At 65.9% G+C, this 22,082-nt stretch carries 11 protein-coding genes; 6 read left to right on the top strand and 5 right to left on the bottom strand.

Annotation, left to right across the window (positions count from 1 at the left end; genetic code table 11):
- Positions 1-73: 73 nt before the first annotated feature.
- Both GM79_RS02600 and msrB read right to left on the bottom strand, forming a co-directional pair.
- Positions 74-1,951, bottom strand: coding sequence for a M48 family metallopeptidase (locus tag GM79_RS02600; RefSeq protein WP_035558764.1), 1,878 nt, complete (start codon positions 1,949-1,951; stop codon positions 74-76).
- An 83-nt stretch (positions 1,952-2,034) separates the two neighbouring features.
- Positions 2,035-2,496, bottom strand: a complete 462-nt coding sequence (gene msrB, locus GM79_RS02605; RefSeq protein WP_035558767.1) for a peptide-methionine (R)-S-oxide reductase MsrB — start codon at positions 2,494-2,496, stop codon at positions 2,035-2,037.
- Positions 2,497-2,846: 350 nt separating this feature from the next.
- Between msrB and GM79_RS02610 the strand changes: the two genes are divergently transcribed.
- Entirely contained in the window at positions 2,847-5,828 is a 2,982-nt protein-coding gene (locus GM79_RS02610) for a histidine kinase (protein ID WP_035558770.1), read from the top strand.
- Between the two features lie 60 nt (positions 5,829-5,888).
- Here the strand turns inward: GM79_RS02610 and GM79_RS02615 are convergent, their stop codons facing one another.
- On the bottom strand, positions 5,889-6,536 hold the full coding sequence (locus tag GM79_RS02615) for a response regulator transcription factor (RefSeq protein ID WP_051718409.1): 648 nt from the start codon (positions 6,534-6,536) through the stop codon (positions 5,889-5,891).
- 240 nt (positions 6,537-6,776) lie between these two features.
- Here GM79_RS02615 and GM79_RS02620 point away from each other — a divergent pair, with 240 nt between their 5' ends.
- From GM79_RS02620 to GM79_RS02640, 5 genes are all read left to right on the top strand, one after another.
- The gene (locus GM79_RS02620; protein ID WP_035558772.1) at positions 6,777-7,295 is read left to right on the top strand and encodes a hypothetical protein; all 519 of its coding nucleotides are present in this window, start codon (positions 6,777-6,779) and stop codon (positions 7,293-7,295) included.
- Between the two features lie 37 nt (positions 7,296-7,332).
- Positions 7,333-7,920, top strand: coding sequence for a hypothetical protein (locus GM79_RS02625; RefSeq protein WP_035558775.1), 588 nt, complete (start codon positions 7,333-7,335; stop codon positions 7,918-7,920).
- 238 nt (positions 7,921-8,158) lie between these two features.
- Positions 8,159-8,707 carry a phage tail protein gene (locus tag GM79_RS02630; RefSeq protein WP_035558778.1) on the top strand — a complete coding sequence of 183 codons (549 nt, stop codon included), beginning with the start codon at positions 8,159-8,161 and terminating at the stop codon, positions 8,705-8,707.
- 158 nt (positions 8,708-8,865) lie between these two features.
- Positions 8,866-19,215 carry an FG-GAP-like repeat-containing protein gene (locus tag GM79_RS24555; RefSeq protein ID WP_152559794.1) on the top strand — a complete coding sequence of 3,450 codons (10,350 nt, stop codon included), beginning with the start codon at positions 8,866-8,868 and terminating at the stop codon, positions 19,213-19,215.
- 439 nt (positions 19,216-19,654) lie between these two features.
- Positions 19,655-21,019, top strand: coding sequence for a vanadium-dependent haloperoxidase (locus tag GM79_RS02640; protein WP_051718410.1), 1,365 nt, complete (start codon positions 19,655-19,657; stop codon positions 21,017-21,019).
- Between the two features lie 214 nt (positions 21,020-21,233).
- Here the strand turns inward: GM79_RS02640 and GM79_RS02645 are convergent, their stop codons facing one another.
- Both GM79_RS02645 and GM79_RS26435 read right to left on the bottom strand, forming a co-directional pair.
- Positions 21,234-21,773 carry an RBBP9/YdeN family alpha/beta hydrolase gene (locus tag GM79_RS02645; protein WP_035558783.1) on the bottom strand — a complete coding sequence of 180 codons (540 nt, stop codon included), beginning with the start codon at positions 21,771-21,773 and terminating at the stop codon, positions 21,234-21,236.
- Between the two features lie 189 nt (positions 21,774-21,962).
- Entirely contained in the window at positions 21,963-22,082 is a 120-nt protein-coding gene (locus tag GM79_RS26435; protein ID WP_410471173.1) for a transposase, read from the bottom strand.

Consider the following 22,082-nt stretch of genomic DNA (forward strand, 5'->3'; position numbering starts at 1 on the left):
ACGCAAAGCTGCGGCCGAAGGTGCTGCGGCTGGGGCGCAAAGCTACGCGGGCGCGGCAAGCGGCAGCCGGCCACTAGCCCGCCACCGAGGCATAGAGTAGGGTTTCGGGATGGCGGCGCACGGGGGCGTCGAGCCAGTCGGTGGCTTTGGTGAGGGGCACGATGAAGCCCTGACCGGGCAGCTTCACCGCTTCCACCACGCTGTTTATCAATAATGTACTGGTTTTTTCGGCCACGCTGCGACCTGATTTGTGCTCTACCACCAACACGTAGAGCGGGTGCTCGACAAAGTGTGTGAGCTCCTTGCGCAGGAGCCAGGCCCGCTTGATTTGGTCGCCAAAAGCGGCCAGGCTCGTGCGCAAGCCGGCCAGCTCCTCCTCGCCCAGGCCGTGGGGCAGGAAATTATCGGTCCGGCTGATGGTGTTGCGCTCGGCCTCGGCGGCGTCGTTGCGGTCGGCATGGCGCAGGGTTTCGGTGTGCAGCCGGCGGGCGGCGTCCTTGTCGCCGCGCCGCTGGTGGTAGGCCTGCTGCAGGGCCAGGCCCCCGGTGCGGGCGGCGGGCAGCTGCGCCATCACCTCTTCCAGCAGGGGCAGTCCGGCGGGGTCGTCTTGCATGATGAGGATGCGGCCGACGGCAAATTTCGCCGCGAGCCCATGCTCCGCGTTGTCGAACAGGCCCTGGAACAGCGCAAGGGCTTTGGCCGAGCTGACGTGGTCTTCGGTGAGGTCGGCCAGCTCCCAGGCTTCATCCGCTGACAGCGTTTCCTGCGCTTCGTGGCGCGCCGCCAGCTCGCCCAGGCGCTTTTTCTGGGTGCTCAGGAACTGATGCCGCTCCTTCCAAAATTCTTCTACGCCAAAGGCCCAGGTCTTATCCAGCTCGGCGGCGAGAGTGGGCAGATTGGTTCCAAACCACGCTTCGGCGGCGGTGGTGGTGGGCAATGCGGGCACGGCCGGTTGCTCGCCCAGCGCCGCGAGCCGTTCCAGCAGCACGGGGTGCGTGTCGAACACGTCGGGGTCGGCGGCCAGCGCGGTTTTCAGCAAATCTCCTTCCGTGGCATCGTCGAGGCGGGCGCTTTTGGCCAGGGGCAGCAAGCGGCTGATGGCATCGGCGGGCGGGTAGGGCTGCGCGGATATGCCGGCCGTTACCACATCCCAGTGCAGCTTGTCGATGGCCGAATCGCGCACCACCAGCGCGCACAGGGCCTGCGCCAGGGCCCGCGGGCTGGTTACGCGCCCGGCCGCCGCATCGGCTTCAAACTCATCGGCCCGCCGCATGGGGTGCGACCAGGCGTTGAAGCGCGGCACGTACCAGTTGGCAAACTTGCTGAGCCAGGTTCCGGCTCCGTGGCTTTCCAGCTGGCCCAGCAGCTGCTCCCACGACTGGCTGACGCGGTACACCCAGGCGCTGAACCTGCCGTGCCCGCCGCGCAGGTGGCCCAGCTCGTGCGCCACCACAGCGGCGGCCTGCTCCGGGCTCAGGGCCTGGAGCAGCGGCAAACCCACCATGAGGTAATTGCGGGGCCAGCCCAGCACGCCCAGACGCGGCAGCTGCACAATGGAAGCGTTGAAATCGGTGGTGAGCAGCACGCGGTGCACCGGCGGCGCGGCTAGGGCCCGGGACTGCTCGTGCAGCGCGGCAAATAGCGGCGCGGCCTCGGCGGGGGTGAGGGCACGGCCCTGCGGCAAGTCAAACTTCACCCACAGCGAGCGGATGATTTTCCAGGCAAAAAAGCCCACCAGCAGGCCCACTTTCAGCAACACCACGATGGCCTTGCCGAAAACCAGCAGCGCCAACAAGCCCAGCATGATGCCCACCGTGCCCAATAGCAGCAGCAGAATAAACCCGTAGCCCAGCAAGGCCCAGCCCCGCACCCGCCAACGGTAGGCCTGCGGATTGGCCTGAGCCAGTGGATGAAGGTGTTCGAGGCGGGCAACGAAGGCTTCGCGGGTCATGGGGGCAGCAACAAAAAGGGCCTGACCGGCGACATGCCAATCAGGCCCCAAGCTACGGCGGGCGCAGCATTTACCCTATCGGGTTAGGCGGACTGCTTTTCGGCTTCCGTCACCAGTTTCACGCTGGCCGAGTTGATGCACAGGCGCAGGCCGGTGGGAGCCGGGCCGTCGGGGAAGGCGTGGCCCTGGTGGGCATCGCACACGTTGCAGAGCACTTCGATGCGGGTCATGCCGTAGCTGGTGTCCTTCTTGTAGCGAATGGCATCGTCCTCCACGGGCTGGGTGAACGAGGGCCAGCCGGTGCCGCTTTCAAATTTGGTGCGCGAGTCGTAGAGCGGGGTGCCGCAGCACACGCAGGCGTAGAGGCCGGCCTCGTGGGCCTCGCAGTACTCGCCGGAGCCGGCGCGCTCGGTGCCGTGCTCGCGGGTGACGTGGAACTGCATGTCGGTGAGCTGGGCGCGCCACTCGGCGGGTGTTTTCTCCACGCGGCGCGGGGCGGGCAGGGGGTGGTTGGCGAGGCGGATAACGTCGTTCCAGGTTTGCATATCGGGGGTTGGGTTAATGGAGAAACTAAGTGTTCTGATAAACGCAACGAAGGCCGGCAGGTTTGTCACGCCCACCGCAATAGACGCCGGGCATGGAGAGGCCTTGCATAATTGGGTAGCTGAATCATCGGCGACCAGCGCTGCTACAGCCGGCCACCTGCTTGGGAATTGATGATGCGCAACCCTTGTGAGTCGCTCGTTATTTGTTGCGCGGGTCCCGCATGAGCCAGACGATAAGTAGAAGGTCAACTTGGGGCTACTTGCTTCACTGACCTGAAAAACCATACGTTAACATTGGTATAACCTTGGATTAGAATGAAGGTAAGCGGCCCAGGCCGTACCTTGGCCGCGTGAAAATCTGGCGTCGGATACTTCTACTCCTGGCTGCGCTGCTGCCACTGCTCGGCGGCGCCGAGCCGCCGCGCGCCGCCGGCTGGCTCCCCGACGAAGCCCTCAGCGGCCTGATGCTGCGCACGCTGGTGCAGGCCCCCGGCGGCCTGCTCTGGGCCGGCACCGACGACGGCGTATACCGTTACGACGGCAATACCCTCGTCTCCATCAACGACTTGCGACGCACCGGGCCGGCCCTGCCGACCGTGCCCTGTAACCTGTTGCTGGCCCTGCCCGATGGGCAGCTTTGGCTGGGCACCGACGCGGGCTTGTTCCGGTTTTTGCCCAATGGTCGGCTGGAGGCCTTGCCGCTGCCGCGCCTGCGGAGCGCCACCCGCGACGTGAAAGGGCTGGCCCTGGCCCCGGATAACCAGCATGTGTGGGTGACGCAAGGCCGCGTGGGCGTGCAGGCCTACACGCTGAACGGCCGCCCCACCGGACCCTTGCTGCCCCAGTTGGAGGAAGTGTACGAAACCTGGCCGGCTCCCGACGGCAGCCTCTGGGTAGTTGGCCTGAAAGGGAACATCCGGCACTTGGCCCCCAATGGCCGCCTGCTCGGCACCTGGCGTCATCCCCAAAGCCGGCTTTGCCCCGTGGCCGACCCGAAGGGCCGCATCTGGCTGTTGAGCGACTGCGCCGCCTACCGCCCCGGGCCGGCAGGGCAGCTGGTGGCCGTGGTGCGCTGGGCCGACCCCCGTCACGAAAACTGGCTGGATATAAACCGCCGGCCCACGGGCCCAACCCTGCTCTGCCGCGAGCTGGTGCGTCAATTGGAATGGACGGCCGGGCCTGACCCGCACCCGCAAATGCAATTTGAGCTGCCGCTGCCGCCCTGGCCCACCGCCGGCTGGAGTGGCCGCCTGCACACCGACCGCAGCGGAAACTGGTGGGTATTCGACAGCAACACCAGGGGCTGCTGGCAGCGCACGGCCAGCCCGGTCTTCATCCGGGGGCTGGCCGGGCCAGGCGGCACCCCCTACAGTGTGCGAACCAGTGTGCGCTTGCCCGATGGCCGCCTGCTGGTGAGCACCTACGAAGCCGGGCTGCTAACCCAGGCCCGCGACTCGCCGCTGGCCCCGCTACGGCCTTGGGCGGTGGGCATGCTGCCCACCGGCAACGTGCCCATCATCATGGGCATGGTGCCGGCCCCGCTGGGACCAGACCGCGACTGGCTGATGGGGGGGGCCACCCCGTTTCTGCGCTTCAACCCCCAAACCGGCAGGCTGCGGGAGGTGCCCGTGCAGGGCCTGCCCCAGAACAATGCCGGGGTGCTGAGCCTCTGCCGCGACGCTGCTACGGGGCGGGTGTGGGGCGGTACCCGCACGGGCCTCTATTGGTACGACCCCGCCCGGGAAACTTTTCGGCCGTATCAGGCGCCAGGAGCTACGCAGCCGGTGCTGGCCGGGCGCATCATCGAAGACATTGCCCCCGACGGACGCGGGCACTTGTGGCTGGCGACGCCCGAAGGCGTGGAGCGGCTCAACCTGGCCAGCGGAGCGCGGCAAGTAATCCGGAGCGCGGCCTTCACCGGGGCGCGCTGCCTGTACCTGGCTCCCGAAGGCCGGCTCTGGGTGGGCACCCGCGCCCACGGCCTGGCCGTGGTGGAGCCCGACGGCCGGGCCCACGCCGCACTTTCCCGGGGCCAGGGTTTGCCCAATGCCTCGGTGGCTACCATCACGCCCAGCCCCGGCGGTTATCTGTGGCTGGGCACTTACCAAGGCTTGGTACGCTACCGGCCCGCTACCAGCCAACTGGCGGTTTTCACCACGGCCCAGGGCCTACTCTCGGACGAATGCAACGCCCGCGCTGCCTACATCGACCCCCTGGATGGCTCCCTGCTCATTGGGGGCGTGGCCGGCCTGCACCGGGTATGGCCGGCCCAGGTGCCCGGCCCGCGCCCGGTGCGGCCCCGGCTGCTGCTCACTGGCCTCACGGCCCTCAGCGCCTCGGCGGAGGCCAGCCGCACCCGCCACCTGTTGGCTGCTGAAGCTTTGCCCGCCCTACGTCTGGCCCCGGACGTCCCCCTGGTAGACCTGCACCTGGCCCTGACCGACGACTTTGACGCCCGCCGTGCGCGCTACTTCTACCGGGTGCGTGGCTGGCTGGCCGACCGCTGGCTGGGCTTGGGCAATGAGTCGCGCCTGCGCCTGCAGGGCCTGCCGCCCGGCCAGTACACGGTGGAGGTGCGGGCCGAGACCAGCCAGGGCGTGCCCGCCGCCAACACGCTGCGCCTGCCCCTGACCGTGACCGCCACCTGGTGGAACCGGCCCCTCACTTGGCTGCTGGCCGGCCTGGTGGTGGTGGCCTTCGTTTACTTCTGGCAACGCACCCGCCTGCAACGCATGCGCCAGGAAACAACTCTCCGCGCCCGCCTTGCCGCCGACCTGCACGACGAAGTAGGGGCGCTGCTGACCCGCGTTACCATGCAGGCCGAAATGCTGCATGAGCTGGCACCCGGCCCCGCCCCCCGCCTGGCCCTGCTGGTGGAAGACTCCCGCGCCGCCGCCAGCACCGTGCGCGACATCATCTGGAGCGTAGACACCGCCGCCGATACCCTGGGCGCCCTCACCGACCGCATCCGCGACTACCTCGACGCTACGGCCCGCGCCACCGGCCGCACCCTACTGTTTGACGATGCTGACCTGCCGACCTCGCCGGACCGGTCGCTGGCTCCCGCCGTGCGCCAGCACGTCTACCTTATTTTTAAGGAAGCGGTGAACAATGCCCTCAAATACTCCCAGCCTAACAGCCCCATCAACATCATGCTTTGCTGCTACCCGCTGCTGGAGCTGCGGGTGAGCAGCCAGGGCGAGGCCCCGGCCACCTCGCGGGCGGGCCAGGGCCTGCGCAACATCCGCCACCGCGCCAAGCTGCTCAACGCCGAGCTGGGGCTGGGACCGGTGCCCGGCGGCTGGCAGGTGCGGCTGCGCCTGCTGGCGTAAGGGGGCGGGTACAAGACACTGCGACGCGGGGCTTTGGCCCGTGCCAACCGCCCCGCGCCCTCACAAATCTCCTTTGGCCGCCCGGCTCAGCAGCTCGCCGCGCGAGCGCACTTTCAGCTTGTCGTAAAGGCGTTTCACGTAGGTGTGCACCGTATCGGGCGAGAGGTTGAGGCGGGCGGCCACCTGCTTTTCGCTCAGGCCTTCGGTAAGGGCCTGGAGGACTTCGGTTTCGCGGGGCGAAAGCAGCTCGGGCTGCTGGCTGGGGGCCGGCTGGAAGTGGCGCAGCGCCTTGCGCGCCACCGAGGGCGAGAGGGCCGCCCCGCCGGCCAGCACGTCGAAAATGGCTTGCTTGTACTGGGACAGGCTGGTGGCGTTTTTGATGACGTAGCCCGTGGCCCCGGCCCGCAGCGCCTGAAAAATGCGCTCGGGGTCGTCGTGCATGGTTTGCAGGATGATGTCGGTACCGGGCAGGGCTTTCCGGAGCTCGGGCAGGGCCTCGATGCCGGTCTGGCCGGGCAGGCTCACGTCGAGCAGCAGCACGCGCGGGGGCAGGCTCAGGTCGAGCTCGGCCCAGAGTGCCTCCACCGAATCGACCACGATGGTGCAATTGAATTCGGGCTGGTGGCCCAGATACTCCTGGAGCAGGCTGCGCACACGGGCATCGTCTTCCACAATGGCCAGCTGGATGGGGTAGGATGGGGGGCTCATGCTACAAAGGTGCGACAGCCGGCCGCGCCTGTCGGCCGGCCGGCTGTACCCTGTTTAGGGTACAAGCCGGGTTGTAGTAAGCCCCGCGCCCCCCACCAGCTTTGTGGCAGCCGGGGCGCAAGGTGGAGCGCGCCCACCCAGCCCCCGGCCAGGACCACACCGACGACCTTCCGTACGCAGGTGGCGAACGCCGAAAAGCCCATAGAGTAGGCATTACCATGAGTAATACTGACCCACTAGATGAAACTAAGCTTCAATTTGGGAACCTTCACCCAGTCGTTCCCAAACGCCTCTGTCAGCAGCAAGGCGGTCGAATACACCATCATGGATTCCGAGTATCGGGTAAAATCCCCCACGTTCTCGGGCAATGACCTGGTGGTGGTGCTCGACCACATTCGTGGGGGTGCCACCGACGACCACGTGACGCTGGTGCTCACCTTCGACCCGGCCACCGCCCGCCTGCAGGCCGTGCAAGCCAATTGGGAGGCCGGCGGCACGGGCGTCCAGATTCCGGCCATTGTGGTCACGGCCGTCGATGCCGCCGCCGTCATTGCCGGGGCCCTCGGTGCCCCCGAAACCCTGGGCATCTCGGAGGTGGCGATGGGGCTGGCGGTGGCCGCGTTCGACGTGTCCTGCGAGCTGTTCAATGCGCTGTCGCCCGCCCTGCTCAAGCTCAGCGACGACGGCGGCCGGCTCTACACGCTGGCCGTGGCGTGCCACACGCTCAACCGGGCGTGCAGCAGCATGTCGGTGAAGTAGTTTTTTTCATTGTAAGCGCATCGTAATCCCTAAAATCATGAGTCAGAACAGCATCTTTTTCGACTACAATACTTATCCGCTGCAGCTCGAAAAAATCGGCAAAATAAACATCCCCGACTTCCAGGCCGACGACAAGGGCAAGGATGCCTGGCAGTACCACGGCAACAAGGACAGCAAGTACAACCAGGTGGTCGAGTTCGAGCTGCAGGACCAGGTCGATGATTCCGACAACCCCCTCAACTACCGCGCCTGGTACATGGAAACATCGGTAGCGGGCGCGAATGCCGGCCTGCTGGTGTCGGCCAAGCTCGACTACATCCGGGGGGGCGAACAGGATTTCCACCTCACCCTGCTGTGCGGCTTCGACGGGGCCGGCAAGCTGCTGATGGCGCAGGCCTCGGCGCAGTTTGAGGGGGGCGGCGCATCCAACTTTCACATCCCGCCCATTACGCTGGCCCAAACCCCCGACGGCGACATCGGCGGGGCCCTGCGCACGGCCATCGAAACGACCGTGAAAGGCCACGACTACGGCGACAAGCGCGACAATGCCGGGGCCAAAGGATTTGGCTACGTGGCGCAGGCCAACGTGCTCAGCTTCGTAACGTCGGTGCAGACCAACGGCTAACAACCTGTCCGAACCGGGCGTCAGGGGTTATCTGACGTCTGCTTGGCGGAGCAGCTCTACCACGCAATAGAGCTGCCTGGACTGCGCGAACGCCAGATGAGCACAACGCCCGGTTCGGATAGGCTCCAGGTAATGAGCCAACAGGAAACGCGCCTTAACGGCACTGCCGCCAATTGTTAAACAAAACAAATATCCTACAGCTAAAAACTGCTTTCTCAACCCTTAACCTCCTTTCTTTATGTATGATGCCATCATGGGTACCGTCATCCTGTTTGCCGGTAAATTCGCGCCGAAGGGCTGGGCCTTCTGCAACGGACAATTACTGTCGGTGCAGCAGAACTCGGCCCTTTTTAGCCTGTTGGGGGCCATTTACGGCGGCGATGGGGTAAACACCTTTGCCCTACCCGACCTGCGCGGGCGCACGCCCATCAGCGCCGGCCAGGGCGCCGGCCTCGATAATTATGAGCTGGGCGAGGCCGGCGGCCAGGAGCAGGTTACGCTGACCGCCGCCACGCTGCCGGCCCACAGCCACTCGGCCCGCACAACCATGGCGGTGGAGCCCAACCCCGGCAACAACTCCTCGCCGGCCGGCAATTACCTGGCCATCTCCTCGGCCGGAAACCCCTACGCCGACGAGCTGACGGTAGAAGCCGAGCTGGCCCCCGGGGCCCTGACCACCACCGTGGCCCCAACCGGCGGCAACCAACCCCACAACAACCGCTCGCCCTACCTGGCCCTGAACTACATCATTGCCCTGGTGGGCATTTATCCGTCGCAGGATGACTAGCGCAGTTTTCAGGACGGTATCCGCGTAGCGCGAACGGCAACGTTCGGGCGAGAGCCGGCCAGCGCTTGTACCCTGTTTAGGGTACAAGCCGGGTTAGAAAGTCCGGAGGGATGCCGCCTAGTTTTGCGGCATCCCTTCGGACTTTTTCGCTGTTTATTATGGTTTTTTCTCTACTGAATGGCCTACGGGGCCTGGTTTGCGCGGGGTTGCTCCTCGCTACGTCGGCTGCCTCGGCTCAAACGCTGCTCCGGCAGGAAAGCTTCGAGACGCCCGATGCCACCGGGGCCCGCTACACGTCCAATACCTACGACGAGCGCACGGCCTCCATCAGCACGCGCTATTTTTTGCGGGCGCAGAACGTGGTCACCAACCCCTTCACCGGTAATCCCTCGTTCGGCACCGTTGCCAACCCCGTCACCATCGGCAACCTGCAAGGCAGCTGGTTCTGGGCTGGCGAAGACGTGCGGCGCAGCTTCGCGCCTTTCCTCAACCCGGGCTTTGTCCAACTCGCCCCCCTCAACGTGACCGGCTACACGAACCTGCAGGTGCGCCTGCGCCTGGCCGACGCCAGGGGCCCCGGCTCGCCGGTGGCGTCGCGGCAATGGTCTCCCGACGACTTCGTCCGCATTCAGTACCAGCTCGACGGCGGGCCCCTGACGACCATCGGGCAGTTTGTGGGGGGCGACGTGGCGTTTCAGGGAAACCTGCGCCAGGACCTGGACCTGGACGGGCTGTCGTCGGACGACCTGAGCGCGCCCATTCTGGGCGTGAACATGACCGATTTTACCTTCACCCTGCCGGCCGGGGCCACCGGCAGCTCGTTGGTCGTGCGCGTGGAAGTGGACCAGAAGTCCGGCACTAAGGAATCGGCTTTCGACGACCTGCGGGTGTTTGGCACCGCCGTACCCAGCCCTACCATCACCAGCTTCAACCCCAGCAGCGGGCCGGCCGGTACGGTGGTCACCATCACGGGCAGCAACCTGAACGGCCTCACCTCGGTGGTGCTGCGCGGTATTCCGTGCAACATCACGCCGATTTCGGCCAGTAGCGCCTCGTTTGTGGTGCCGGCCCAGGCCAGCACCGGCAAAGTGCGCCTGACGACCACGGGCGGCACGGTACTGAGTGGCAGCGACTTTACGGTGACGAGGTCCAGCAGCTCGCTGACCTACGTGCTGCGCAGCAGCAGCTTCAACAGCATCAACGTGAGCAGCTTCTCGGCCCCGGCCTTCACCGACCTCGACCACGACGGGCTGATTGATATGCTGGTGGGGCGCGAAACCGGCGAAGTGAGCCATTATGAACAGAGTGCGGCCAATAGCACTGCCTTCACGCTGCGGAGCACCAACCTGAACGGGCTGGCGGGGCACTACAACGCGCTGGTGTCGGTGGCGGATACCGACGGCGACGGCCTGCTGGAGCTGGTGGTGGGCACCGGGGGCGGCAACTTCAAACGCTACGAGCAGACGACCGCCAACAGCACCAGCTTCACGCAGCTCGACAACGACTTCAACAACGTCTTCAGCGCCGGGGGCATCACGTTCCAGGTTCCGCACTTCACCGACATCGACGGCGACGGCCTGCTGGACCTCTTGGTGGGCGACGAGTTTCTGAGCCGCTACGAGCAGACGGCCGCCAACGGGGCCACCTTCACGCGGTCGAACAACCAGAATTTCGGCCCGACCACCGATGCGGGCAACGGCGGCGCGGCGGCCTGCGTGACGGACCTCGACGGCAACGGCCGGCTGGATATGCTGGTGGGCGGGTCCAACGGACGGCTAGCGCATTACCAGCAAAACAGCGCCAACGGCACCGCCTTCACCGCCGTGACGGCCACCTTCAACGGCCTGGGCCTGGCGGGCTACACCACCCCGGCCATCACCGACCTCGACGGCGACGGGCTGCTCGACCTGATAATAGGCGGCAGCGATGGCCTGCTGCGTCACTACGAGCAGGCGGGGATGCCCACCATTGCGTCCTTTATGCCCGGCAGCGGGCCGGTGGGCACGAGTGTCACCATCACGGGCACCAACCTGAACGACGTGACCAGCGCGGCGGTGAACGGCACGGCCGGCACCATCACGGGTACGCCCACGGCTACCAGCCTCACCTTCACGGTGGCGGCGGGCAGCACTACGGGCGCGGTGAGCGTGGTATCGCCGGGCGGCACGGCTACCAGCAGCGGCAGCTTCACAGTGACGGCTTCGGTGCCGACCATCGGCGGCTTTACGCCACTCAGCGGGCCGGTGGGCACCTCGGTGAACATTACGGGCAGCAACTTCACGGGGGCCACGGCCGTGGCCTTCAATGGCACGGCCGCGGCTAGCTTCACCGTGAATACGCCCACCAGTATTACGGCCACCGTGGCGGCGGGCACCACCACCGGCACGGTGAGCGTGACCACGCCCGGCGGCACAGCCACCAGCAGCGGTAGCTTCACGGTGACGGTACCGCTGGCTATTACGGCCCTCAGCCCGACGCGCAACCGGCGCAACGCGGCGACTGACAGCGACGTGGCCGTCACCTTCAACCAGGCCCTGACCAACAACGCGGCCACGCAAGGGGCGCTCAAGGTGTTCAGCCAGCAGCGCGGCGGGCGGATGCAGAACGGGGCGCGGGGCGTGACGACGGTGAGCGGCAGCACCCTCACCTTCAACCCGACGAATAACTTCCGGCCCGGCGAAACGGTGTTTACGACCGTGACTACGACGGCCAGCAGCGGCGGCGGCAGCCTGGCGCGGGGGCAGGTGGCGCAGTTCACGGCGGCCACGGGCGGCACGGGCGTAGGCAACTTCGTGGCCCCGGCCACCAACCCTAACCCTGCCGTGGGCAGCAAGCCCAGTGGCGTGGCCTTGGGCGACGTGGACGGTGACGGCGACCTCGACCTGCTCACGGCCAATAGCAACGCCAGTGGCACGGTGAGTGTGCGCCTCAACAACGGCACGGGCAGCTTTTCGGCCCCGGCCACCAACCCGGAAGTGGGCGTGGGGGCCAACCCCAGCAGCGTGGCCCTGGGCGACGTGGACGGCGACGGCGACCTCGACCTGCTCGCGGCCAACTTCAACAGCAACACGGTGAGCGTGCGCCTCAACGACGGCACGGGCAACTTCACGCCCCCGGCCACCAACGCCAACCCGGCCGTGGGTGCCAGCCCCGCCAACGTGGCGCTGGGCGACGTGGATGGCGACGGCGACCTCGATTTCGTGGTGGCCAACTTATTTGGTGGTACGGTGAGTGTGCGCCTCAACGACGGCACGGGCAACTTCACGCCCCCGGCCACCAACGCCAACCCCGCCGTGGGCACCGGCCCCGTCAGCGTGGCCCTGGGTGACGTGGACGGCGATGGCGACTTGGATATGCTGGTGGTCAACAACAACAGCAACACGGTGAGTGTGCGCCTCAACAACGGCACGGGCAACTTCGCAGCCCCGGCCACCAACCCCGAAGTCGGCGTGGGCAGCGACCCCCTGAGTGTGGCCCTGGGCGACGTGGACGGCGACGGCGACCTGGATTTGGTGACCGCCAGCAACGCCAACGGCAGCACGGTGAGCGTGCGCCTCAACGACGGCACGGGCAACTTCACGCCCCCGGCCACCAACCCCGAACCCCTCTTCGACTTCCGGCTCAGCAGCGTGGCGCTGGGCGACGTGGACGGCGACGGCGACCTCGACCTACTGGCGACTACCCTGACTTCGTTCAACGGTGCCAACGGCAGTGTGGCCATCAGCCTCAACAACGGCACGGGTAACTTCACGGCCCCGGCCACCAACCCCAACCCCGCCGTGGGCACCCAGCCCAGCAGCGTGGCCCTGGGCGACGTGGACGGCGACGGCGACCTCGACTTCGTGGCCGCCAACAGCAACGGCAACACGGTGAGCGTGCGCCTCAACGCCGGGTCGGCCCCGGCCATCACCAGCTTGATGCCCAGCAGCGGGCCGGTGGGCACGAGCGTGACCGTGAGCGGCACAGGCTTTACCGGGGCCACGGCGGTGGCGTTCAACGGCACGGCGGCGGCCAGCTTCGTGGTGAATTCAGCCACCAGCATCACGGCCACCGTGCCAGCGGGCGCGACTACCGGCAACGTGACCATCACCACGCCCAACGGCACCAGCAACGGGGTGAGCTTCACGGTGACCGTGCCGCCCATCACCATCACGGCCCTCAGCCCGACGCGCAACCGGCGCAACGCGGCGGCTTCGGCCGATGTGGCCGTGACGTTCTCGGCCCCGATGCAGAACACGGCGGCCACCCAGCAGGCGGTGCGCGTGTTCAGCCACCAGCGCGGCGGGCAGATGTTCGGCAGCACGCGCGGCGTGGCCAGCGTGAGCGGCAACACCGTCACCTTCAACCCCACCAACAACTTCAAGCCCGGCGAAACCATTTCTACTACCGTCACCACGGCGGCTACCAGCACCGGCGGCGGCACGCTGACAGCCGGGCAGGTGCACCAGTTTATCACGGCGGTGAGCGGCACGGGCCGGGGGAATTTTGTGGCCCCGGCCACCAATGCCAATGTGGCGACCGGCGCCACCCCCTATGCCTTGGCAATGGGTGATGTGAATGGCGACGGCCACCTGGATATGCTCACGGCCAACGGCAGTGCCAGCACGGTGAGCCTGCGTCTCAATAATGGCAGCGGCGTATTCAGCGGCACCACGGAAATCCCCGTGGCCGCCCCCTCGCGCGACCTGTTGTTGGCCGATGTGGATGGCGACGGCGACCTCGACCTGGTGGCGGCGGCCTTCGGGGCATCGTTTTCGGTGAATAACAGCACAGTGAGCATCCGCCTCAACGACGGCAGCGGCACCTTTTCGGCCCCGGCCCTCAACGCCGAAGTAAGCGCCGAGCCTCGGCCCAACGTGGTGAAGATGGGCGATATCGACGGCGACGGCGACCTCGACCTAGTAGTAGCGATGGACAACAACAGCACGCAGGGCGTGGCGCTGGTGCGCTTCAACGATGGCACCGGCGGTTTTACGGGCACGCAGCGCCTGACAATGACCAACGACATTAAGACGCTGGAATTCGGCGATGTGGATGGCGACGGCGACCTCGACCTGCTGATGGCGCAGAGTGCGTACTTCAGCGGGCTGGCCGATGTAGGCGTGTTTCTGAATAACGGGGCGGGCATATTCGGGGCTACGGCCAGCTTTACTACCGCCGTCGGCTCCGTCCCTTCCCACATCCGCGTGGGCGACGTAGATGGCGACGGCGACCTGGATTTCGTGGCTGCCAGCGTAAATGACGGGGAGCTGAACCTGCGCCTCAACGATGGCTCCGGCACCTTTACCACGCCCCCCGGCGGCAACTACGACGCCAGCGGGGCCGTGTCCGGGCTGGAGCTGAAGGACATCGATGCCGACGGCGACCTGGATATGGTGTTCACCAAGGTGAATGATGGTCAGGTGTCTGTCCTGCGTAACAACGGCACCGGCACGTTTGCTGCCCCCCCGGCCCCGTACCAGACCTTCAACGTCGATGTCAATAACTTCGGGCTGGCTCTGGCCGATATCGACGGCGACGGCGACCTCGACGTACTCTCAACTGGCACCACCGATAACCGCGTGAACGTGCTGCTCAACCAGCCGCTGGCCCCTACGCTGGCCAGCCTCAACCCCACGAGCGGGCCGGTGGGCACTATTGTTACGCTCACCGGCACGGGCTTCACCGGGGCTACTGGCGTAAGTTTCAACGGTACGGCGGCGGAGACCTTCGATGCCACCAATGCCACCACGGCCACGGCCACCGTGCCCGCCGGCGCCACCACTGGCAACGTGACCATCACCACGCCCAATGGCACGAGCAATGGCGTGACGTTCACCGTGACGCCGTTTGGGCCGGTAGCGCAGAACGTGGCCTTGCCGGCCGACGGCACCTACCGCATCGGCCAGAATCTGGATTTTGCCGTGACGTTCGACCAGGTGGTGAACGTGACGGGTACGCCGCTGCTGAATATGGTGGTGGGCACTACCCCCCGCGCCGTGAGCTACGTGAGCGGCAGCGGCACGGCCACGCTCCTCTTCCGCTACACCGTGGTCAGCCCCGACCTCGATGCCAACGGCGTGCAGGTGTCCAGCACCATCGACCTCAACGGCGGCACCATCCGCAACGCCACTAACACCGATGCCCTGCTGTTTCTGCCCGGCATCACCCCCCCCATGACCGTCGGCATCCTCGTGGACGGCGTGGCCCCCACGGCCAACGTGACGACTACGGCCCCGAACCCCACCAGCAGCAACGTTATTCCAATTACCATCACCTTATCGGAGCCCGTAACGGGCCTAATACTGGCCGACATCGTGGTGACGAATGGCACCAAAGGCACCCTGAGCGGCAGCGGCACCACCTTCACCCTGAACGTGACGGCCACCGCCTCTGGCCTCGTAACGGTCAACATCGCCGCCAACGTGGCGCAGGACGGAGCCGGCAATGGCAACACTGCTGCTTCGCAATTCACCATTACCTACAATCAGCCCAGCACGGCGGCCCCCGTTGTTACTAGTCCGCCCGACGGCAGACTCACCAACGATACTACCCCGACCTACAGCGGCACGGCCCCCAACAGCAGCACCGTGACGGTGTATGTAGACGGCGCGGCCATCGGTACCACCACTGCCACTGCTGGGGGCACCTGGAGCCTGACTCAGCCCAGCGCCCTCGGCCAGGGCAACCACTCCGTGTACGCCACGGCCCAGAGCAGCAACGCCACGGTGAGTGCGAACAGCGGTACCAATTCCTTTACCGTGGACTCGCAGCAGCCCTCGGTGGTTGTTTCGAGCACGGCCAGCCCCAGCACCACCACCTCGCCCATTCCGGTGACGGTGACGTTCTCCAAAGCCGTTACAAGCTTCGTGCTGGGTGATGTAGACGTGACCAACGGTACGGCCAGCGGCTTCGGCGGCAGCGGCGCTACCTATACCTTCAATGTGACCCCGGCCGGCGACGGCACCGTAACGGTGAACGTGGCCGCCAACGTGGCCCAGGACGCGGCCGGCAATGGCAACACGGCCGCCCCGCAGTTCAGCATTCAGTACGTAGCCCTGGTAGCGCCCACCGTGGCCACGGCGGCTCCTGGCAACGTGACCACCAACAGTGCGACGCTGGGTGGCAACGTGACGGCCGATGGCGGCACGGCCGTAACCGAGCGCGGCATCGTTTACCTCCTGGGCACCGGCACCCCCACCACGGCCGACACCAAGGTCGCGAACGGTTCGGGTACCGGCAGCTTCTCGCAAACGGTATCGGGCCTGACGGCTAATGCCACCTATTCGGTCCGGGCCTACGCCACCAACGCCGTGGGCACCAGCTACGGCGCCACCCAGACCTTTGCCACCACCACGGCCCTGGCCACGTCGGGCTCCCGCACCAACCTGAGCTGCAACGGGGGCAGCAACGGCACGGCCACCGTGAACGTGAGCGGGGGCACGGCGCCCTACACATTCGAGTGGAGCCGCACGGCGCCCACTACGGGTTCGGTGACGCCCAGCAGCGGCACGGCCACCAGCAGCACCCTCACGGGCCTGACGGCCGGCACCTACTCCGTAACCGTGACCGATGCGGTGAATGCCACCACGACCCGCAACTTTGCGCTGACGGAGCCCGCCTTGCTGGTAGCAGCCCCCGCCAGCCAGACCAACGTTGCCTGCAACGGCAGCAGCACCGGAGCGGCCACCGTTACGGTGAGTGGCGGTACCGCTCCGTATGGCTACAACTGGAGCCCCGGCAACCCAACCGGCGACGGCACGGCGGCCGTATCGGGGCTGAGTGCGGGCACTTACTCGGTGCTGGTGACGGATGCCAACGGCTGCACCCAAACGGCCAGCTTCACCATCACCCAGCCCGCAGTCCTCACGGCCACCACCTCGCAAACCAACGCCACCACCAATGGCGGAGCCGATGGCTCGGCCACCATCATAGTGAGCGGCGGTACGCCGGGCTACACCTACGTTTGGGACCCGAGCGTGAGCACGACGGCCACGGCCAGCAACCTGACCGCCGGGACCTACGAGGTGACGGCGACCGACGCCAACGGCTGCACTATCCGTCGCACGTTCAGCATCACCCAGCCGGCCGCCACCACCCCGGCCCCGGTTGTGACGGCACCGGCCAATGGCCGCTTCATCGCCACAGCCACGCCTACCTACACGGGCACGGCACCGGCCGGCAGCACCGTCACGGTGTACGTGGACAACGCGGCCATCGGCACGGCGACGACCAATGGGGCGGGCAACTTCAGCCTGACCCAGCCCACGGCCTTAGCCCAGGGCAGCCACACCGTGTATGCCACGGCCCAGCTCAGCGGCCAGACTGGGAGTGCCAACTCCGCTACTAATACGTTCACCGTGGATACCGTGGCCCCGACTGTGGTCATCAGCAGCTCGGCCACGAACCCGACCAGCACCTCGCCCATTCCCGTGACGGTGACCTTCTCGGAAAGCGTGAGCGGTTTCAACGCGGCTGATGTAATGGTGAGCAACGGTATCCTGAGCGGCTTTGGCGGCAGCGGCATGGTCTACACCTTCGACGTGACGCCCACCACCGCCGGCTCGGTAACGGTAGATGTGGCTGCTAACACGGCCCAGGACGCGGCCGGCAACGGCAACCCGGCCGCCAGCCAGCTCAGCATCCAATACGTAGTTCCCATCACGCTAACTACCTGGACCGGTGCCGAAAGCGATAACTGGTTCGCGGATGCCAACTGGACCGGGGGCGTGCCCACCAGCACGGTCGATGCCAGCATCCCGGCCGGCCGGCCGCGCTACCCGTTGCTGAGCGCCGGCACGGCCAATGTAAAGTCACTGACCCTGGCCGCCGGGGCTACGCTGTCGCAAAGCGGCGGTACGCTGGCGCTAACCGGCAGTTTCGGCAACAACGGTACCTTCAGCGCCACCGGCGGCCTGGTTAGCCTGAGCGGCGCCACCGGCCAGACGCTGGGCGGCATCAGCCGCACCAGCTTCTGGAACCTGACCATCGGGGCCAGCGGCGCCACCCTGAACGGCGCGGCCGACGTGCAGCGCCTGCTCACGCTCGACGGCGTGCTGACCACCGGCGGCCGGGCCTTCACCCTGCTTTCCGATGCCAGCGGCACGGCCATGGTTGTTAATAACGGCACGGGCGCGGTGAGCGGCAACGCTACCATGCAGCGGGCCATCGACCCCAGCCGGAACGCCGGACTGGGCTACCGCCACTACAGCTCGCCTGTGCAGGCGGCCACCGTCGGCAACCTGGCTACGGCCGGCTTCACGCCCGTGGTGAACCCGGCCTTCAACACGGCCCCCAACCCGGGCAGCGTGAAGCCCTTCCCCACCGTGTACGGCTACGACGAGACCCGCCTGACGGCCACCTCGGCCACGACGCGGGCCTTTGGCTTCGGCTTCTTCTCCCCCACCACTTTGGCCAGCATCCTGTCGCCGGGCCGGGGCTATACGGTCAACATCGGCGCCAGCGAGACGGTGGCCCTGACCGGAACCCTCGGCAACGGTGCCGTGGCCGTGGGCCCGCTCACGCGCGGCGCCGAGGCCAACGCCGGCTGGCAGATGCTGGGCAACCCCTACCCCGCCCCGCTCGACTGGAACCGGGCCCGCCCCGACCTGCCAGCCGGCGTGCTGGATGCCGTGTACGTGTACGCGTCGAGCAGCCGCTACGACGGCACTTACCGCTTCTTTCAGAACGGGTTTGGCACGCTGACCGACGGCCGCATCCCGGCCATGCAGGGCTTCTTCCTGCGGGTGAGCCAGTCTGTGCCCGCCTTCAGCTTCCAGAACAGCTGGCGCGTGACCAGCTACGAGAATCCGGCCTTCAACCGCACCACGGCCGACACCCGGCCCGCCGTGCAGCTGGACCTCGTAGATGCCCCCGGTACCCACGAACCCACCTTCGTTTACTTTGAAGCCGGTGCCACCGCAGGGTTCGACCCTCGCTTCGACGCCGAGAAGCTGCTCAACACCACGGGCCTGAACCTGGCCTCGGTGGCGGCTACGGGTGAGGCGCTGGCCGTGAACGGCCTACCCGCGCTGGCCAGCGAGGAGGTAGTGGTACCGCTGACGGTAGACGTGCCCCAGCCCGGAAGCTTCGCCCTGACGGCCCCACGCCTGGCCAACATGCCACCGAACATGCGCGTGGACCTGGTGGACAACCTGACCGGCACCCGCCACGACCTGCGCCAGCTGCCAGCGGCTGGCTACGCCTTCTCGGCCGCCACCCGCCACCTGGCCGGTCGTTTTGTGCTCCACCTGCGCCCCGGCGCCGTGCTGGCCACGAACTCGGCCGCGCTGGCCGCCCAGGTGCGGGCCTACCCCAACCCGGCCCGGGACCGGCTCACCGTGAGCCGGCCGGCGGGCGGGGCGGCTTCGGCCGTGCTGTTCAACGCCATTGGCCAGCAGATGCGTACGATGGCCTTGCCCACCACCGAAACCACGGTGAGCCTGCAGGGCCTGGCCACGGGCGTGTACGCCCTGCGCGTGACGCTGGCCGGCGGCCAAACCGTAACACAGCGCGTGATAATAGAATAGTGCCCCTTGAAAAGGACCCGGCCGCCGTTTGGTGGCCGGGCCGATTGAAGGGCTGGTCCATTCATATGACGCAGTAAAGAGCCGTGATATGCTATACCTATCACTAAGTCATTTGCGAAAACGTCTGTCATGCAGAGCATTCTGCGCATCAAGCGAGATGCTTCGTCTCTGCTTGATGCGCAGAATGCTCTGCATGACAGACGTTTTCTCTTTCCACTTTACGACGAGTATAACTAAAGTTCCTCGTCCCCCGCGTCGAGCAGAAGCCTACCAATTCTGGTGTTTCTACCTGAATTGATAGCGAGGCTTTTGGCAATTTTTAAATCTCAAGTACTTTATTTATATTTTATTATTTAAATAAATAATATTAATATTGTTGATTAATCATAGTATTTCATCCCCTTCCAACCGACCTCTCTACTTCTTTCACCCTAACCATATGACTGCACTTCTCCGCTCTTTCGCTACCCGGCGGCTGGCTGGTTTTGGTGTAGCGCTGGCCCTGCTGGGGCTGCAAAGCTGCCAAAGCGACCTGGAGGTAGCCCCTGAATCGGCGCCGGCCAGCTCCTACGATGCGGCGGTGGCCAACAAATGGAGCAAGCTCACCCTGCAGCTCGTGCGCGCGAGCCCCGGCTTTACGCCCCCCGTGACGGCCCGCGCCGTAGGCTACGCCGGCCTGACGATGTACGAATCGGTGGTGGCCGGCATGCCCGGAAGCCGCTCCCTGGCCGGGCAGTTGCAGCAGCTCGGCACGTTGCCGCAGCCCGCCGCCGGCCAGGTGTACCGCTGGCCCCTGAGCGCCAACGCCGGGCAGGCCTACATCCTCAAAAACCTGTTTGCCAACGCTCCCGCTGCCAACCTGGCCCGCATCGACTCGCTGGAGAATGCCCTGGCCCGCGAGTACGCCGGCACCAACCAAGGCGTCGCCGACCGCTCGGTGGCTTACGGCCGCGAGGTGGCCCAGGCCATTTTTGAGTGGTCGAAGTCGGACGGGGGCCACGAAGGCTACCGGCGCAACTTTCCCACTTCGTTTGTGCCCTCTACCGCCCTGGGCGACTGGCAGCCCACCGAGAACGGCCTGAAAATCCCGCTTCAGCCGTACTGGGGCAGCAACCGTACCTTCCTGGCCTCCGATGCGGCCATGCCCCTGCCTCAGCCGCTGCCCTATTCTTCCTCCCCAACTTCGCAGTACTACGCCCAGTACCTGGAAGTGTACGCCAAGAACATCAGCCTCACCCAGGAGGAGAAGGAAATATCGATTTGGTGGGCCGATGACCCGAGCGACACCTTTACGCCTCCCGGCCACTCCTACAACCTGGCCCGCATCCTGGTGAGTACCACCGGAGCCGACCTGGGCAAAGCGGCCGAAACCTTCGCCCGCACGGGCATTGCCGTGGCCGATGCGTTTATCATCTGCTGGAAGTGCAAATTTGCCTTCAACAATGAGCGGCCCTACACCTTCGTGCGCCGGGTTATCGACCCCAATTGGGTTCCCTTCTGGCCCTCGCCGCCGTTTCCGGGCTACTCCTCGGGTCACGCCACGCAGTCGGCCGCCGCGGCCATTGTGCTGGAAAGCCTCTACGGCAACGTCACGTTCACCGACGACTCGCACGTGGGCCGGGTGCGCGACGTGGGCCGGGCCACTGACTTTAAGGCCCGCACCTTCCACTCATTCTGGGAAACGGCCGAAGAATCGGCACTCTCCCGCTTCCTGGGCGGCATCCACTCCCGTCAGGACAACGAAGTGGGCCTGCGCGAAGGCCGCAAAATCGGCCAGCACGTGAACAGCCTGAAATGGCAGTAAACGCACTTACTACTTGTGGGCAGCAACTGACCCATTGGTAAAAAGACCGGACGCCAGGCGTCCGGTCTTTTTTATTGGGATACATAGACGGCAATGCCCGAATCAGCCAAAATATTGTTCGCCTGCTCACCGCGAGTGGCGCTACACCAGGAAATACCGAAGAAAAAGAAGGGACTGACCACGCGGCCAGCCCCTTCTTTCAGCCATTACCTATTTACAGCCATTCTTCCAGCAGCGCCAGCCCGGCCGGCCACTCGCCGTAGCCGCCGGCCGCGTTGACGTGGCCGGCCTCGCCAATGTCCACCAGCTCGCTGCCCCACGCCTCAGCAAACTGCCGGGCGCGGGCGGGCGTCACCCATTCATCGTTCTGGCTGAAAACCACTTTGCTCGGGAAGGGCAGCCGGGCCAGCGGCATCGGGGCGAAGCCAGTGGTGGGGAAAGTGGCAAAACGCGCGGTTTCCACGTCGCTGGGCGCCACCAGCAGCGCGCCCTTGATGCGGTGGCTGTACTTGCCGGCCCAGTGCGCCACGGTGACGCAGCCCAGGCTGTGGCCCACCAGCACCACCTGGCTCAGGTCCTGGCCATCGAGGGCGGCTTCGAGGCGCTCGACCCATTCGGCGCGGTCGGGCACGTCCCATTCGCACTGCTCAATGCGGGTGATATCCGGCTGCGTGCGCTCGAAATACGTTTGCCAATGGTCGGGCCCCGAGCTGCCGAGGCCGGGAACGGTGAAGACGCGGGTGGTTTCTTGCATGTATAAAAGTAGGTTAATCTTGCGTTCGCCTCACGTTCGCCTCACGCCCGCCTCACGCCCGCCTCACGTTCGCCTCACCCCCTGGCCCCCTCTCCAAAAGAGAGGGGGGACTAGTTTTTAGCTTTAGTTACTAGAAATTATTTTTTTAGAGCTAAGGCTAGGGCGTGAGGACATTAAGAAATGAGTTATTCATCTAAGCCAATCAAGTGCTGCTCCGATATGCCAGAACGCGAGGAAGGAAACGATGGTCTTCTCGTAGCGGGTGGCCAAGCGGCGATACTGCTTCATGCGTCCGAAAAAGCGTTCGAT

Origin of the sequence: Hymenobacter sp. IS2118 (assembly GCF_000715495.1) — a bacterium.
Lineage (GTDB): Bacteria > Bacteroidota > Bacteroidia > Cytophagales > Hymenobacteraceae > Hymenobacter.

Coding starts and splice junctions, on each gene's coding strand:
- GM79_RS02620 (WP_035558772.1), top strand. CDS start 6,777: ATGAAACTAAGCTTCAATTTGGGAACCTTCACCCAGTCGTTCCCAAAC.
- GM79_RS02640 (WP_051718410.1), top strand. CDS start 19,655: ATGACTGCACTTCTCCGCTCTTTCGCTACCCGGCGGCTGGCTGGTTTT.
- GM79_RS24555 (WP_152559794.1), top strand. CDS start 8,866: ATGGTTTTTTCTCTACTGAATGGCCTACGGGGCCTGGTTTGCGCGGGG.
- GM79_RS02600 (WP_035558764.1), bottom strand. CDS start 1,951: ATGACCCGCGAAGCCTTCGTTGCCCGCCTCGAACACCTTCATCCACTG.
- GM79_RS02625 (WP_035558775.1), top strand. CDS start 7,333: ATGAGTCAGAACAGCATCTTTTTCGACTACAATACTTATCCGCTGCAG.
- GM79_RS02645 (WP_035558783.1), bottom strand. CDS start 21,773: ATGCAAGAAACCACCCGCGTCTTCACCGTTCCCGGCCTCGGCAGCTCG.
- msrB (WP_035558767.1), bottom strand. CDS start 2,496: ATGCAAACCTGGAACGACGTTATCCGCCTCGCCAACCACCCCCTGCCC.
- GM79_RS02630 (WP_035558778.1), top strand. CDS start 8,159: ATGTATGATGCCATCATGGGTACCGTCATCCTGTTTGCCGGTAAATTC.
- GM79_RS02615 (WP_051718409.1), bottom strand. CDS start 6,536: ATGAGCCCCCCATCCTACCCCATCCAGCTGGCCATTGTGGAAGACGAT.